At 74.2% G+C, this 16,370-nt stretch carries 10 protein-coding genes; 5 read left to right on the top strand and 5 right to left on the bottom strand.

The genetic code is table 11. The features are described from left to right. The first annotated feature begins 4 nt into the window (after window positions 1-4). Together ACR9E3_RS10540 and ACR9E3_RS10535 are read left to right on the top strand one after the other, a co-directional pair. Entirely contained in the window at window positions 5-910 is a 906-nt protein-coding gene (locus ACR9E3_RS10540; RefSeq protein WP_460380189.1) for an ABC transporter substrate-binding protein, read from the top strand. A gap of 54 nt (window positions 911-964) precedes the next feature. Further along, on the top strand, window positions 965-1,960 hold the full coding sequence (locus ACR9E3_RS10535; protein WP_460380188.1) for a CobW family GTP-binding protein: 996 nt from the start codon (window positions 965-967) through the stop codon (window positions 1,958-1,960). 9 nt (window positions 1,961-1,969) lie between these two features. Here ACR9E3_RS10535 and ACR9E3_RS10530 read toward each other — a convergent pair whose 3' ends face one another. Together ACR9E3_RS10530 and ACR9E3_RS10525 are read right to left on the bottom strand one after the other, a co-directional pair. After that, entirely contained in the window at window positions 1,970-3,595 is a 1,626-nt protein-coding gene (locus ACR9E3_RS10530) for a flavin-containing monooxygenase (protein ID WP_460380187.1), read from the bottom strand. A 19-nt stretch (window positions 3,596-3,614) separates the two neighbouring features. After that, window positions 3,615-4,550, bottom strand: a complete 936-nt coding sequence (locus ACR9E3_RS10525; protein WP_460380186.1) for an alpha/beta hydrolase — start codon at window positions 4,548-4,550, stop codon at window positions 3,615-3,617. A gap of 183 nt (window positions 4,551-4,733) precedes the next feature. Between ACR9E3_RS10525 and ACR9E3_RS10520 the strand changes: the two genes are divergently transcribed. Further along, a complete protein-coding gene (locus ACR9E3_RS10520) occupies window positions 4,734-6,482 on the top strand; it encodes a sigma-54-dependent Fis family transcriptional regulator (protein WP_460380185.1) in 1,749 nt (582 codons plus the stop codon). 12 nt (window positions 6,483-6,494) lie between these two features. On the opposite strand, the gene ACR9E3_RS10515 is transcribed toward ACR9E3_RS10520, so the two are convergent. The 3 genes from ACR9E3_RS10515 to ACR9E3_RS10505 form a co-directional block, all read right to left on the bottom strand. Then, window positions 6,495-6,671, bottom strand: a complete 177-nt coding sequence (locus ACR9E3_RS10515) for a DUF6104 family protein (protein ID WP_460380184.1) — start codon at window positions 6,669-6,671, stop codon at window positions 6,495-6,497. Then, window positions 6,672-10,514 carry a multifunctional oxoglutarate decarboxylase/oxoglutarate dehydrogenase thiamine pyrophosphate-binding subunit/dihydrolipoyllysine-residue succinyltransferase subunit gene (locus ACR9E3_RS10510; RefSeq protein ID WP_460380183.1) on the bottom strand — a complete coding sequence of 1,281 codons (3,843 nt, stop codon included), beginning with the start codon at window positions 10,512-10,514 and terminating at the stop codon, window positions 6,672-6,674. A gap of 454 nt (window positions 10,515-10,968) precedes the next feature. Continuing rightward, window positions 10,969-14,757, bottom strand: a complete 3,789-nt coding sequence (locus ACR9E3_RS10505) for an ABC transporter ATP-binding protein (protein ID WP_460380402.1) — start codon at window positions 14,755-14,757, stop codon at window positions 10,969-10,971. A gap of 457 nt (window positions 14,758-15,214) precedes the next feature. Between ACR9E3_RS10505 and ACR9E3_RS10500 the strand changes: the two genes are divergently transcribed. Next, window positions 15,215-15,859, top strand: a complete 645-nt coding sequence (locus ACR9E3_RS10500) for a cysteine dioxygenase (protein ID WP_460380182.1) — start codon at window positions 15,215-15,217, stop codon at window positions 15,857-15,859. A 12-nt stretch (window positions 15,860-15,871) separates the two neighbouring features. Further along, window positions 15,872-16,294 (top strand): rhodanese-like domain-containing protein, encoded by a 423-nt coding sequence (locus ACR9E3_RS10495; RefSeq protein ID WP_460380181.1) that lies wholly within the window; start codon window positions 15,872-15,874, stop codon window positions 16,292-16,294. Window positions 16,295-16,370: the final 76 nt, after the last annotated feature.

The following is a 16,370-nucleotide window of genomic DNA, read 5'->3' as shown; positions in this document are numbered from 1 at the left end:
TGCGTTGCTCCTGGCGGCGATCGCCGCCGTGGGCGTCCTCCTCGCCGGGTGCGGCGGGGGCTCCGATCCCCTCGCCACCCAGCCCGCCGCGCCGTCGGCGCCGGGCACGGTCCGCATCGGGTCGGCGAACTTCACCGAGAACCGCCTCATCGCGGAGATCTACGCGACCGCGCTGGAGGCGAAGGGCGTCGCCGTCGAGCGGCGCTTCGGCATCGGCAGCCGCGAGACCTACTACCCGGCCGTCGAGCGCGGCGAGATCGACCTCGTGCCCGACTACACCGGCAACCTGCTGCAGTTCCTCGACCCGCAGACCACGGCCACCGCGTCGGACCAGGTCTACCAGCAGCTCACCACCAAGCTGCCGCCACAGCTCCAGCTGCTCCCGCAGAGTGCCGCGGAGGACAAGGACGCCGTCGTCGTCACCCGCGCGTTCGCGACGCAGAACAACCTCGCCTCGATCGAGGACCTCACCCGGCTCTGCCCGACGATCGCGTTCGGCGGCCCGCCGGAGTTCCAGCAGCGCGCCTACGGCATCCCCGGCCTCCAGCGCCTCTACGGCTGCACGTTCCGCGAGTTCCGCGCCCTCGATGCCGGCGGGCCGCTGACCGTCGCCGCCCTGCGGGACGGCACCGTCCAGGCCGCCGACCTGTTCACCACCGACGCGTCGATCCCGGAGAACGACTTCGTCGTCCTCGCCGACCCGCGCTCGAACTTCGCGGCCCAGAACGTCGTGCCGCTGATCAACCGAGGCAAGGCGGGCGACCCGCGCGTCACCGAGACGCTGAACCAGATCTCGGCGAAGCTCGACACGGCCCAGCTCACCGCGCTCAACGCCCGCCTCGCAGGCCCGGACCGCCCGGACCCGGCCCAGGTCGCCCGCGACTGGCTGAACTCGGCCGGGATCCGGTAGCCGCGCGGGGGCACGCCCGACCCCGGTGTCACAACGCTGTGCCAGGGTGTCGGCGTGCCCCGTCGCGTCCCCGTGGTGCTGGTCGCCGGTCACCTCGGTGCCGGCAAGTCGACGCTGGTCAACCACCTGCTGCGCCACGCCGACGGGGTCCGGATCGGGGTCGTCGTCAACGACTTCGGGGCCATCGGGATCGACGCGATGCTCGTGGCCGGCCAGGCCAGCGCGGTGACCTCGCTGGCGAACGGGTGCCTGTGCTGCACCACGGACGCCAACGGCCTCGCCGACCTGCTCGCCGAGCTCACGGCGCCCTCGGCGCACCTCGACCTCGTGGTGGTGGAGGCCAGCGGGATCGCGGAGCCCCGCGAGCTGGTGCGCCTCCTGCTCGACGCCGTCGCGGGCGCCGCGCGACACGCGGAGTACGGCGGGCTGGTGGCGGTGGTGGACGCCGCCGACGGCCGGACCGGCGACGCGGTCCGCCTCGCCGACCTCGTGGTGGTCAACCAGGTCGACCGCGTCGACGACCCCGCACCGCTGCTCGACGCGCTGCGGGCGGTCGCCGCGGGCCCGGTGCTCCCGGTGGTCCGCGGGGCCGTCGACCCGGCGCTGCTCGTCGACCCGCCGGCCCGTCGTGCCCCGCGCCGGGCGGGCCAGCTGTCGTTCGACGCCCTCCTGCGCGAGGACGCCGGCCACGATCCCGCTCACGCCGCGTGGGACAGCGTCGCCGTCGACCGGGACGCCCCGCTGGACCCGGCGCGGTTCGCCGCGTTCCTCGAGGCGGGCCCGGCCGGCGTGTTCCGGTGCAAGGGCGTCGTGCGGTTCCCCGGCGCCGCCCCGTTCGTCGTGCAGACGGTCGGGACGGCGATCCGGGTGCGGCCGGCACCCCGCTCCGTCGCCGTCACGGGGGCCCGCCTGGTGTTCCTCGGCGTCGGCCTGGACGCCGGCGCGCTGCACGCGGCGCTGGACGCCTGCACCGCCGACCCCGCGGCGCCCGAACCCTCGTTGCTCCCGGTGCTGCGCTACGAGGAGTCGGACCGGGTCGACGTCCCCTGACGGGAGCGGTCAGGACGCGGCCGCCTCGTCGCGTGGGGTCAGCACGAACCCCTCGTAGTCGGCGTCCGCGACCCCGGCGAGCTGCTCCCGGTACGCGGCGTGCCCGGCCATGTAGAACATCACGGCGTTCTTCTTGCCCGGGATGTTCGCCCCGAAGATCCACGACTCCGCCTGCGGGAACAGCGTCATGTCGGCGATCTCCCGGCACGTCTGCGTCCAGCGGTCCTCGGCGTCCTGGGTGGGCTCGACCGTCGCGGACCCCGACTCCTCGGTGCGCCGGACCAGGTCGCCGATCCACTCGACCTGGGCCTCGATGCTCGGCGGCAGGTTGGTGAACGGCCCGTTCGGCCCGAGGATCATGAACATGTTCGGGAAGTCGGCCACCGAGACGCCCAGGAAGCTGGTCGGCCCCTCGGTCCAGTGCTCGTCGATGTGCCGCCCGCCGCGCCCGCGCAGGTCCATCGCCCGGTAGTTGCCGTCGACGGCGTCGAACCCGGTGGCGAGCACGAGGACGTCGAGCTCGTGCTCGACCCCGTCCGCGGTGCGCACGCCGCGCGGCGTGACCCGTTCGATCGGGTTCTCCTGGATCGAGACCAGCGTGACGTCGTCGCGGTTGAAGATCTCGTAGTAGCCCTCGTTGCACAGCGGGCGCTTGGCGTAGAGGTCGTTCGGCGTGAGCTTGCGGGCCGTCTCCGGGTCGTCGACGGTCTCGGCGATCTTCGAGCGGATGAACGCGGCGGCCGCGGCGTTGGCGTCGGGGTCACTGGCGATGTCGCAGAACGTCCCGAACATGAACCGGAAGCCGTTGCCCTTGTCCCAGTTCTCCTGGAACACCCGCTCGCGCTCCTGCGCCGAGACGTCCATCGCGTGGACGGTGCTCTCCTCGAACCCGAACGCGACGACCGAGCCGCGCACCTGCTCCCAGATGGCGTCGAAGTCCTCCTTGGTCCGCGCGACCTCGTCGGGACCGACCGGACCGTTGCCCGACGGGACCACGTACTGCGCCGAGCGCTGGAACACGGTCAGGTGCTCGGCCATCGGGGCGGCCGCCACGATGAACTGGGTCCCGGTCGAGCCGGTGCCGATCACGCCGACCCGTCGGCCGCGGATGTCGAGGTCGTCGGGCCATGCGTTGGTGTGCACGAGGCGCCCGGCGAACTCGTCGAGACCGGGGATGTCGGGGACGTTGCTCTTCGCGAGCAGCCCGAGCGCCGTCACGAGGTAGCGGCAGGTGAGCCGCTCGCCGGCGGCGGTCGTCACGTGCCAGAGGTCGTCCTCCTCGTCGAACGCCGCGCCGGTCACCTCCGTCGAGAGCTGGATGTCGCGGCCGAGGTCGAAGCGCTCGACAACGTGCTCGAGGTAGGCGAGGACGTCGGGCTGGTCGAGGTAGCGCGTGCTCCAGTCCCACTCCTGCAGGAGGTCGGTGTCGAAGGAGTAGCGGTAGACGAAGCCCTCGGTGTCGGACTTGGCGCCCGGGTACCGGTTGAAGTACCAGGTGCCGCCGACGCCGCCGCCCTTCTCGAGGACGCGGGTGCGCAGGCCGAGCCGGTCGCGCAGCGTGTGCAGCATGTAGATGCCGCCGAAGCCGGCGCCGATGACGATCGCGTCGAGGTCCGGGGTGACGGTGGTGCTCATGGCGGGATCCCTCCGGGGGTCAGCGGCGGTACCAGGCGGCGATGGCGGCGATCTCGTCGTCGGCCTCGGACGCGACGCCGGCCATGAACGGGAAGACGTGCTGCATGTCGTCGACCACCGAGAGCGTCACGTCGACACCGGCCGCCTCGGCGCGCGCGGCGCACCGCACGGCGTCGTCGCGCAGGGTCTCGGCGTCGCCTGCGTTGAGGTAGAGCGGCGGGAGCCCGGTGAGGTCGGCGTGCAGCGGGTTGGCCAGCGGCGTGCGCGGGTGGATCCGGCCCTCGGCGAGGACGCCCGCGATCATGCTCTCGAGCAGGGGCACCGTGACCAGCGCGTCGGTGGCCGCGTTCGTCACCAGGCTCTCGCCCGTGTTCTCCATGTCCAGCCAGGGGGAGAACGCGATCACCCGCCCGGGCAGCGGGGCGCCCTGCTCGCGCAGCGCGAGCGGGATCGCGATGGCGAGGTTGCCCCCCGCGGAGTCGCCGATGGTCGTGATGTCCTCGGGGCGGACGCCGCGGTCGACGAGCGCGCGGAAGACGGCGACGCCGTCCTCGACCTGGGCCGGGTGCGGGTGCTCGGGGGCGCGCCGGTAGTCGAGCACGAACGCCGTCACGCCGAGGGCCTTCGCGACGTGGCCGGCGAGCTTGCGGTGGCTCGACGCGGATCCGACCGCGAAGCCGCCCCCGTGCGTGTAGAGCAGGACCTGGGTGCGGTCCGCGCCCACCGGGAAGGTCCAGATGCCGGGGACCCCGCCGATCGTCTCCTCCGCGTAGGTCACGTCCTCGGGCTCGCGGGTGGCCTGGTGCCACTCGTCGAAGACGCTGCGGAACAGGCGCGTCGTCAGGTCGGGCGTCGACGTGATGATCTCGGTCCAGTCGGCGTAGAGCGTCCGCAGGGTGTCCGACCCGGCCGACCCGGAGCCGGCGGTCGGGGTCGGTGTGCTCGTCTCCGTCATGGCGTGCCTCCTCGCACTCGCATCCGACGCCGAACTCTTCCCCGGGGTGCGGGACGTGCGGGTGTTCCGATCCGGAACAGCCCCGCCGTCCACGACTCGGCGCGACGATCTGGCGCCGCGCTGTGACGTGAGGCACTGTGGGACCGGGTCCGTGCCTCGGGGGGCCGACCGACGGGCGGGGCGATGCATCGGGACGAGGGCCGGCCGACGATGTCGTCGGCCGCGATGGTGCGCACGCGGCGCAGCCGCGAGGCGCTGCTCGACCACGGCGTCCTCGTCGCGCCCCCGGGCCGGGCCGGTGTGCCGTCGGTGATCGAGACGAGCTGGCGGCGGTGCGTGGGCGAGGGCGTGCCCGTCGACCCGGCGCACATCCCGTACCGCGAGCCGGACGAGGCCGCCGACGCGCTGTCCCGCGCCGCCGCGCCGGTCCTGGAGCGGCTGCGTCAGAGCTTCGCCGACGTGCCGGTGGCGATGGTGCTCTCGGACGAGACCGGGCGGATCGTGGTCCGGCACGCCGAGGAGCGCCGCCAGCGCACGGCCATGGACCGCGCGAGCGCGGTCGAGGGCTCCGACTTCTCCGAGCACGCGGTCGGCACCAACGGCCTCGGGACGGTGCTCGTCGAACGCCGCCCCGTCCTCGTGCGCGGCCCGGAGCACTACAACCCGCGCCTCGACGACCTCACGTGCGCGGGCACCCCGATCGTCGAGCCCTGGACCGGCCGGATGCTCGGCGGGTTCTCGCTGGCCTGCGCGGTGCGCGACGTGCATCCCCTCATGACCGCGATGACCTCCGACATCGGGCGCCAGATCGAGCAGCGCCTCGTCGACGAGGCCGGCGAGCGGCGCCGTCGCCTCGTGCGCTCCTACCTCACGGTCGACGGCGCCGCGGACGGGGCGTTCGTGGTCGACGAGGACACCCTGCTGGCCAACCGCCGCGGCCTCGTCCACACGGGCCCGGACCTGCACCCGCTGCTGTGGCGGTTCCTCGTCGAGCGGGCTCCGGCACGCCCTTGCCGGATGACGGTCCCGCTGCCCGACGGGGTGCGCGACGCGCTCGTCGAGCCCATCCGCGACCGCGGGCGGCTCGCGTTCAGCGTGCGGCTGCTGCCGGAGCGTCCGGCGGGACCCGCAGCCCTCCCCGCCGCCCTCCCCGGGCCACCGGCCCCGGCGCCGGTGCACCACGTCCCGGACGTCGACCGTGAGCTGCGCGCGACGCTGCGCCACGGCGAGCGGATCGCGGTCGCCGGTCCGGCGGGGGCCGGGAAGACGCACACGGCGCGGGGTGTCCTGGGTGCCGACGGCGCCGGGGACCCCGCCGTCGTCGACCCCTCCCGCGACCCGGACTGGTGGATGAGCGCCCAATCGGCGGCGGTCGCCGGGCGCGGCGTGGTCGTGCGGCGCGTGCACGCCGTCGCCGACGACGACCTCGGCCTGCTCACGGCGGTCGGCGAGGCCGGCGGGCCGCTCGCGCTCACCCTGGACGCCGACCGGGCGAGCGACGCGGTCCTGGGCGTGGTCCGCCGGCTCGCGACCGTCGTCCGGCTGCCGTCGCTCGCGGGGAGCCGTGCGCACCTCCCGGCGCTCGTGCGGTCGATCCTGGCCGGGCTCGACGAGCCCGAGCGCTCGACCCGCCTGGCCCCGGGCAGCTGGGACGTGCTCGCGGCCTGGCCCTGGCCCGGCGACGTCGCCGAGCTGCACACCACCGTGGTCGCCCTGGCGCGGCGCGCTCGCGGCGGCGTGGTGGAGCCCGACGACCTGCCCGCGGAGATCCGGGCGCGCGGCCGCACGCCGGGGCTGCTGGAACGCGCCGAACGGGACGCCGTCGTCGCGGCCCTGCGCGACGCCGGCGGCAACCGGAGCCACGCCGCCCGCGCGCTCGGGATCGGGCGCACCACGCTCTACCGCAAGATGCGCGAGTTCGGTCTGGCGTGATCCCCGGCGGGCCTACTCGTCGTCGGCGTCGTCGCGGGCGAGGAACGTCGCGAACCGGTCGGCGGCGCCCGCGTGCTCGGGGTGGGCGTCGACGAAGGCGCGGAGGCGGTCGGCCAGCCAGGACAGGCTGACCTCCTCCTCGCCCCGCCGGTCCTCGAGCTCCTCGATCCCGCGGTCGGTGAAGTACATCTAGTCCGACAGGGCCTCGGCGATGAGCGCCTTCTGCTCCACCTCGTGCACCTTCGCGACGCCGGCGGCCGGGGCGGCCATGCGGCGGCGGGAGATGCGCCGGAGGTTCGGCAGCCGGCCGTTCATCCGCTCCGGCAGCCACAGACCCAGGAACGGCCAGGCGCCCTGGTTGGCCGGCTCCTCCTGCACCCACCGGACGTCGCCGGCGTTCGGGTACCGGTCGAGGACGGCCGTGAGCTCGTCGGTGGCCAGCGGGTAGAGCTGCTCCATCCGCACGATCGCGGTGTCGTGGGTGCGCCCGGCCTTGTCGCGCGCGGCGACCAGCTCGTAGTAGATCTTCCCGGCGCAGAGCAGCACGCGGCGGACGCCGTCGCTGCCGTGCTCGGCGAACGTCGGGTCGTCGAGGATCGGCCGGTAGCCGCCCGTCGTGAACTCCTCCACCGGGCTGACCGCGGCCTTGTTGCGCAGCATCGACTTCGGGGTGAAGACGACCAGCGGGCGGCGCACGCCGTCGGTGGCGTGCCGGCGCAGCAGGTGGAAGTAGTTCGACGGGCTCGACGGCAGCGCCACCGTCATCGACCCCTCGGCGCACAGCTGCAGGAAGCGCTCGATGCGCCCCGAGGTGTGGTCGGGCCCCTGGCCCTCGTGGCCGTGCGGCAGCATCAGCACGACGTCCGAGGTCTGACCCCATTTCGCCTCACCGGACGAGATGAACTCGTCGATGATCGACTGGGCGCCGTTGACGAAGTCGCCGAACTGCGCCTCCCACATCACCAGCGCGTTCTGGTTGGCCACCGAGTAGCCGTACTCGAAGCCCACCGCGGCGAACTCCGAGAGCGCCGAGTCGTAGGGCATGAACTTGCCCTGGTCGGCCGTGAGGTGGCGCAGCGGGACGTACTCGGTGCCGTCGTGCCGGTCGATGATCACCGAGTGGCGCTGGACGAACGTGCCGCGCCGGGAGTCCTGGCCCGACAGCCGCACGAGCTTGCCGTCGATGAGCAGCGACCCCCAGGCCAGCAGCTCGGCGTACGCCCAGTCGATGCCCTCCTCGGTCTCGATCGCCGCGGCCTTGCCGCGGCGCTCGAGCACCGGCTTGACGCGCGGGTGCACCGCGAAGCCCTCGGGGAGCTCGCTGTAGGCGTGGGCGATGCGCTGGATGACGTCGAGCGGCACCGCGGTCTGCAGCGAGCTCGGCAGGGCCTGCTCGTACTCGACCGACGGGCTCGGCTCGGGATCGGCCTTCTCGAGCTCGCGGACCTCGTTGAAGACGTGCTCGAGCTGGCTGCCGTAGTCGCGCAGCGCGTGCTCGGCCTCCTCGAGCGAGATGTCGCCGCGCCCGATGAGCGACTCGGTGTAGGTCTTGCGCACCGAGCGCTTGGCGTCGATGACGTCGTACATCTCGGGCTGGGTCATCGAGGGGTCGTCGCCCTCGTTGTGGCCCCGGCGGCGGTAGCAGATCATGTCGATCACGACGTCGGAGTTCCAGCGCTCGCGGAACTCCACCGCCAGCCGCGCGACCCAGACGCAGGCCTCGGGGTCGTCGCCGTTCACGTGGAAGACCGGCGCGTCGATCATCTTCGCGACGTCGGTGCAGTACTGCGACGAGCGTGTGTGCTCCGGGGCGGTGGTGAAGCCGACCTGGTTGTTGACGACGACGTGCACCGTGCCGCCCGTGCGGTAGCCGCGCAGCAGCGCGAGGTTCAGCGTCTCGGCGACCACGCCCTGGCCCGCGAACGCGGCGTCGCCGTGCATCGTCACCGGCAGGACGGTGAAGCCGTCCGGGCCCTTGTCGAGGATGTCCTGCTTGGCGCGCACGATGCCCTGCAGCACCGGGTTGACGGCCTCGAGGTGCGACGGGTTGCTGGTCAGCGACACCGTCGTCTCGCCGTCGCCGAACATCCGGAAGAACTTGCCCTCGGCGCCGAGGTGGTACTTCACGTCGCCGGAGCCGTGCGCCTGGCCCGGGTCGAGGTTGCCCTCGAACTCGCGGAAGATCTGCGAGACGGGCTTGCCGACGATGTTCGCGAGGACGTTCAGCCGCCCGCGGTGGGGCATGCCGATGACGACCTCGTCCATCTCGTGCGCCGCCGCGGTGTCGAGCACCGCGTCGAGCAGCGGGATGACGGTCTCGGCGCCCTCGAGCGAGAAGCGCTTCTGCCCGACGTACTTGGTCTGCAGGAACGCCTCGAACGCCTCGGCCGCGTTGAGCTTGGACAGGATGTACTTCTGCTCGGCGACCGGCACCTTCTCGTGCGGGCGCTCGATGCGCTCCTGGAGCCAGTCGCGCTTGTCCGGGTCGAGGATGTGCATGTACTCGACGCCGACCGTGCGGCAGTACGAGTCGCGCAGGACGCCGAGGACGTCGCGCAGCTTCATGCACTGGGACCCGGCGAACCCGTCGACCGGGAACTCGCGGTCGAGGTCCCACAGCGTGAGCCCGTGCGACGCGATGTCGAGGTCGGGGTGCTTGCGCTGGGGGTGCGACAGCGGGTCGGTGTCGGCCATGAGGTGGCCGCGTGTGCGGTACGCGTCGATCAGCTCGATGATCCGGGCGGTGCGGTCGATCGTCGACGACGGCAGGTCCTGGCGCCAGCGGATCGGCTCGTAGGGGATCCGCAGCGACGCGAAGATGTCGTCGTAGAAGCCGTCCTCGCCGAGCACCAGGTGGTGGATGCGGCGCAGGAAGTCGCCGGACTCGGCGCCCTGGATGATCCGGTGGTCGTAGGTGGACGTCAGCGTGATGATCTTGCTGATGCCCATGTCGGCGAGCTTCTCCTCGCTCGCCCCCTGGAACTCCGCGGGGTACTCCATGGCCCCGACGCCCACGATCGTGCCCTGGCCCACGGTCAGGCGCGGCACCGAGTGGTTGGTGCCGATCGTGCCGGGGTTGGTCAGCGAGATCGTGACGCCGGCGAAGTCCTCGCTGGTCAGCGAGCCCGTGCGGGCCTTGCGCACCATGTCCTCGTAGGCGGCCCAGAACTGCGCGAAGCTCATGTTCTCGGTGCCCTTGAGGGCCACGACCACGAGCGAGCGCGAGCCGTCCTTGCCCGGCAGGTCCATCGCCAGGCCGAGGTTGACGTGACCGGGGTCGACGACGGCCGGCTTGCCCTTCTCGTCCTCCCCGAAGTGCCGGTTCATGTTCGGGAAGTCCGCGAGGGCGCGCACCATCGCGTAGCCGAGCAGGTGGGTGAACGACACCTTCCCGCCGCGCGTGCGCCGCAGGTGGTTGTTGATCACGATGCGGTTGTCGGCGAGGAGCTTGGCCGGCACCGCGCGCACGCTGGTCGCCGTCGGCAGCTGCAGCGACGCCGTCATGTTCTTGGCGATCGCGTTCTGCGCCCCGCGCAACGGCTTCGTGGTCTCGGCGCTGTCGGCGCCCGACCCGGGCTGCGCGGACTTCGCCGGGCTCGTGGTGCCCGCGGCGGGCTTGCCGGCGCTGTCGCCGGGCTGCCCGGACGCCGCCGACGAGGGCGTGCCGGCGGGGGCCGACGTGCTCGTGGAGGTGCTCGGCGTCGACCCGGTCGGCGCGGGCTTCTCCGGGGCCTTCTCGGCGGGCGCGTCGGTGGTGGCGCGCGCGGCCGGCGCCTCGCCGTTGCCGGCGGACGTGCCCTGGCTGCGCGGCGTCGCGGCCTCGGCCGAGAGCCCGGCGGTGCCGTTGACGGCGTTGCCGGCGCTCGCGTGCGCACCGGCCTCGTCGGGCGCCGCGGTGTCCGGGCTGTAGTCGGCGAAGAAGTCGTGCCACGCCGTGTCGACGGAGGAGGGATCGGCGAGGTAGCGCTGGTACATCTCGTCGACCAGCCACTCGTTGGGTCCGAACTGGGCGGTCGGGCTACTACTCGACACGACTCGAAATCGCCTCAATCAGTCGTCGCGGTGGCGTCGGAAGCGTGTCCAGATTAGCGCTTGACAGGGCGCAGGGTTGATGCCGTGTCGCGTACTGCACCGGTCCATGACCCAGGTCCGCCCGGAGTGCTGTGACCTACGGCATTCAGGGGTGCGCGGTGCGTCACGTGGACGTCGCCGCGGCGCCGCCTCCGCCGCTCGGCCGCCGCCACGGGACCGGACGGGCGTGGTGGTTACTGGCTGGTATCGCTCGCCGGGCGAGCGACACCAGCCAGTAACCCGGGACGGCGCGGCGACGAGGGCGGGCCCTGGCGCGGTCGGCGGTGTGGCGCCGGGAACGCGCGGTGCCGACGGCCCGGACCGCGCGGTCGGCGGTGCTGAGGCGCGGTCGGCGGCTCGGCGGCGCGGGTCAGCCGGCGCGGGTCAGCCGGCGCGGGCGAGGTCGACGTCCGAGTCAGCCGGCGCGGGCGAGGTCGTCGTCCGAGTCGGAGTCCGAGTCGGAGTCCGAATCCGGGTCGGCGAGGCCGCCGTCGCCCACGGCGTCGTCGACCGTGCCCGTGCCGGCGCGCCAGAGCCGCGCGTACGCCCCGTCGCGCGCCATCAGCTCGCCGTGGCTGCCTTCCTCGAGGATCCGCCCGCCGTCGATGACGACGATGTGGTCGGCGCGCGCCGCGGTGGCCAGGCGGTGGGCGACGACGAACGTCGTGCGGGGCGCGGCGAGCTTCTCCCCGGCCGCGAGGACCGCGCTCTCCGTGGACGGGTCGAGCGCGGCGGTGGCCTCGTCGAGCAGCAGCAGGCGCGGGTCGACGAGCTCGGCGCGGGCGAGGGCGACGAGCTGGCGCTGCCCCGCGGACAGGCCGCCGCCGCGCTCGCCGATCGGCTGGCGGAACGCCGCCGGCAGGGACGCGATCATCTCCAGCGCGCCGACGTCGCGCGCCGCCTGCTCGATCCGCGCCGGGGTGGCGTCGGGGGCGCCGTACGCGATGTTCGAGGCGACGTCGCCCACGAACAGGTGCGCCTCCTGCGGCACGACGCCGAGGCGCCGGTGCAGCGTGGGGAGGTCGTGCTCGCGGATGTCCACGCCGTCGATCAGGACGCTGCCCTCGGTGGCGTCGTAGAACCGGGCGACGAGCTTGACGACCGTCGACTTGCCCGCGCCGGTCGCGCCGACCAGCGCGACCGTGCGCCCGGCCGGGACCTTCAGGGAGAAGTCCGACAGCGCCGGGGTGGTGGCGCCCGCGTAGGAGAAGCCGACGTCGCGCAGCTCGACCTCGCCGCGCAGGTCGCCGAGCACCACCGGGTGCTCCGGGGCCGGCACCGACGTCGGCGTGCGCAGCAGCTCGCCGATGCGGGTGAGCCCGATGCGCGCCTGCTGGTAGCCGTCGAACACCTGCGAGAGCTGCTGCACCGGGCCGAAGAACATCGCCAGGTAGAGCAGGAAGGCGGCGAGGACGCCGGGGGACAGGCCGCCCGTGGCGACCCGCGCGGCGCCGACGCCGAGCACCGCGGCCTGCGCGAGGTCGGAGAGCATCGCGGCGAACGGGAAGTACGTCGCGATCATGCGCTGGGCGCGGAGCCGGGCGCGGCGGTAGGCGTCGCTGTTGTCGGCGAACGTCGCGGCCGAGATCGCCTCGTGGGTGTGGGCCTGCGCGACCCGCAGCCCCGCGACGTTCTCCTGCAGGTCGGCGTTGACGACGCTGACGCGCTCGCGGGCCTCCGCGTAGGCGATCGACGACATCCGCCGGAAGATCACCGTCGCCACGATGAGCACGGGCATCACGGCCAGCGAGACCAGCGCCAGCTCGAGGTCGGTGACCAGCAGCGCCACGGCGACGCCGACGATCGTCAGGACCGCGACCACGGCCTGCGCGAGCCCGGTCTGCAGGAACGACGACAGCGCGTCGACGTCCGTGGTCATCCGGGTCATGATCCGGCCGCCCAGCTCGCGCTCGTAGAAGTCGAGCCCGAGGCGCTGGAGGTGGGCGAAGCTGCGCGTGCGCAGCAGGAAGAGCCGGCCCTCGCCGACCCGCGCGGTGAGCACCGTCTGCGCGGCGACCACCAGCCAGTCGACGGCCACGACGACGAGGCCGAGCCCGACGGCGAGCCACAGGACGTCGAGCGAACCGCCCTGGATGCCGCCGTCGACGGCCAGGCGCGCGAGCGAGGGGAACGCGACGGTGGCGGCCGCGTCGAGCGCGACGAACAGCACCACCAGCGCGAGCGCCCAGCGCACGGGGCGCAGCAGGCCCGCGAGGCGGAAGCGCGGGTCGGGGGCGGTCGGGTCCTCGCCGTGGAGGTCGGGCTCCTCGGTCGCGGGCGGCAGCCGGTCGAGCGCCTCGCGCATGTCGGCGGGCGCCGTGCCGTCGAGCCCGCCGCCGAGCGCCGCCGAGCCCGGGGCGACCGTGACGGGCGCGGGCGGGGGAGCGGGCCGGTCCGGATCGGGGGCGTCGGGCCAGAGCGCGGTCGTGATGCCGTCCTCGTGACGCGCCTCGTCGTCCGGCTCGGGCACCCGGCCCTGCTCGTCGATCTGCTCGCTCGGCCCGGCGAGGAGCTCGTTGAACAGCCGGCAGCGGTCCTCGAGCTCCGCGCGCGTGCCGACGTCGACGACGCGGCCGCCGTCGAGCACGGCGATCCGGTCCGCGAGCGTCAGCGTGGAGCGCCGGTGGGCGATGACCAGCGTCGTGCGCACGGCCGTGACCGCGCGCAGCGTCTCGCCGATCGCGGCCTCGGTGGTGGCGTCGACCGCGGAGGTGGCGTCGTCGAGGACGAGCACCCGGGGGTCGTAGAGCAGGGCCCGGGCCAGGGCGACGCGCTGGCGCTGGCCGCCGGACAGCGTCAGCCCGCGCTCGCCGACGCGGGTGTCGTAGCCGTCGGGCAGCTCGGCGATGAAGCCGTCGGCCTGCGCGGCGGCGGCGGCGGCGCGGATCTGCTCCTCTCCTGCGTCGGGGCAGCCGTAGGCGATGTTGGCCCGGACGGTGTCGGAGAAGAGGAACGCCTCCTCGAACACGACCCCGACCGCGTGCCGCAGCGACTCCAGCCGCACGTCGCGCACGTCGACCGCCTCGCCGGGCGGGCCGAGGCGCAGCGCGCCGCCCTGCACGTCGTAGAACCGCGGGGCGAGCAGCGCCACGGTCGACTTGCCCGACCCCGCCGTGCCCACGAGCGCGACCGTCTCGCCGGGCGCGATGGTCAGCGAGAGCCCGTCGAGCACCGGCTCGCTGCGCGCGTAGCCGAAGCGCACGTTGTCGAGCTCGACGCCCAGCGGGCCCTCGGGGACGGCGCGGGCCCCGGGCGCGTCGACGATCTCGGGCTGGGAGTCGATGAGCTCGTAGACGCGCTCGACGCCGGCGCGGGCGAGCTGGCCCATGACGACGAGACCGGCGACGAGGCGCGCCGGGCCGACGAGGGCGGCGATGTAGGAGGTGAACGCGATGAACGTGCCGAGCGAGATCTGCCCGCTCAGCGCCATCGCCCCGCCGAGCGCGAACACCCCGAGCTGCCCGAGCGTGGGCAGCGCCGAGAGCGTCGGGGTGAGGCGGGCGTTGAGCCACGCCGCGCGCAGGCGCTCCGCGTAGAGCCGCCCCGCCGCCTCGCGCAGCCGGGAGACCTCCCGGGTCTCCTGCCCGAAGCCCTTGACCACCCGGACGCCGGTGACGGTCTCCTCGACGTGCTGGGCGACCTCGGCGGCCCGCTGGCTGGCCGACCACGTCGCGGGGAACAGCCGCCGGCGCATCCGCCCGGTGAAGACGACGCCGACCGGGAGCACGATCATCGCGACGACCGTGAGCAGCGGCGAGAGCCACAGCATGATCGCCACCGACACCACGAGCTGCCCGAGCGTGCCCGCCACCAGCGGCACCATGCCGAGCAGGCCCTGGACCTGCTGCAGGTCGGAGTTCGCGCGCGAGACCACCTGGCCGGTGCGCAGCGCGTCCTGCTTCGGCCCGTCCAGGCGCGAGACCGAGCCGAACACGCGCCGGCGCAGGTCGTGCTGGACCCCGAGCGAGAGCCGCCCGCCGAGGTAGCGGCGCAGGAACGCGGCGCCGAACCGGACCACCGCGATCGCGGCCATGGCGGCGACGAGGCCGGTGAGCCCCGCGGTGGACCCGGCGACGGCACGGTCCACCGCCGTGCCGATGAGCAGCGGGCCGACGGCCTCGAGGCTGACGCCGAGCACGGAGGCCGTGAGCGCCGCGACGGTGAGCGCGCGGTGGCGCCAGCAGTCGCGCGCCAGGCGGCGCATCCAGCGACGGGCGGGGTCGGTGCGGGACGGGTCGGTGCGGGACGGGTCGGTGCGGCCGGTGCGGTCGGGCTGATCGCGCTCCGTGGTGCCCTCCGGGGTGTGGTGGTGGGGGTGACGGCGCCGTGAGCCGGGGCCCGTCCACTCCAATCTAGGACGGCTCCCCGACAGCCCGCCGGATCACGCCGGAGGTGGTGATCGACATGTCGCCGGGCCCGGGCGTGACGTCCCCGCGCGGTCGTGGTGAGATGTCGGCGTGCGGCACTTCTTCCTCGGCCCCCTCTGGGAGAGCCGTCGTGCGCACGTGTTCGACCAGTGGTGTCGCCGGGCCTGACGAGACGACCGTCGCGGCCGCCCGGCCGTGACGTCCCCTCGCCCGCGCACCGCACCCCCTCCGCAGGAACCGGCCCCGAGGCCGGCGGCGTGCGTGCGCGGACGCCCGCACCGGAGGACGAACCCCGTGACCGCCCTGGTCGACCACCTCACCCACGACCGCGCCACCCCCGACCGCGCCCACGAGTCAGCGCCGCGGTCCCCCTTCACCCGCCCGCGGTCCCACCGCGCCGACCGCCGCCGCTGGCAGGACGGCCCGACGCCCGCGAGCCTCGCCGACCTCGTCGCCCTCACCCGCGAGGTCGCCGCCGAGGTCGACGCCGGCGGCCACACCGTCGAGGTCGACCCCGTGCACCGCTGGTCCCGGCGCCTGCACGCCGACGAGCACCTCGACGTCTGGCTCATCTCCTGGGCCACCGACCAGGCCGCCGAGCTGCACGACCACGGCGGGTCGCTCGGCGCGCTGACCGTCGTGCGCGGCGCGCTGACCGAGTGGCGCTGGAGTGCGGGCAGCGAGGACGACGGCACCTGCCCCGCCGAGGAGGTGCCCGCCCGCGGCCCCGGCCTGCGCCGCCGGGTGCTCGACCCGGGCCGCAGCGTCGCCTTCGGCCTCGGGCACGTGCACGACGTCAGCAACCGCGCGGCCGGGACCGCGGTCAGCGTCCACGCGTACTCGCCGCCGCTGTCGGCGATGTCGTACTACGGCGTCGAGGGCGGGGTGCTGCGCCGCGTGCGCTCCGAGCTGGTCGCGCCCGGACAGTCGCCGGAGTGAGATGATCTCCGCATGAGCGCCGTCGACACGCTGCTCGCCCGGGCCCGGGAGCGCCTGGCGCGGCTCGGCCCGAGCGAGGCCGCCGCGGCCGTCGACGACGGCGCGCTGCTCGTCGACATCCGGCCGGGCTGGCAGCGCCTCGACGAGGGCACGGTGCCCGGCGCGCTGGTCATCGAGCGCAACCACCTGGAGTGGCGCCTCGACCCGACCTGCGAGGCCCGCATCGCCGAGGCGACCGACCACGACCGGCGGTGGATCGTGCTCTGTTCCGAGGGCTACACGTCCTCCCTGGCCGCGGCCGCCCTGCAGGAGATCGGCCTGCACCGCGCCACCGACGTCGTCGGCGGCTTCCGGGCATGGGCCGCGGTCGGGCTCCCGACCGCGCCGGGCTCCGACGCGCCCCCGGACTACGCGGTGTCCGCCCGCGGGCACTGAGGTCCCCGTCCCGACCACGCGACCACCCGGGCCGGGCGCGCGCATCCGGTGCCGAACCAGGGTGAGTGCTGCCAGG

It is taken from the genome of Actinomycetospora sp. C-140 (assembly GCF_054796175.1).
This window is presented reverse-complemented; position numbering and strand designations above follow the sequence as displayed.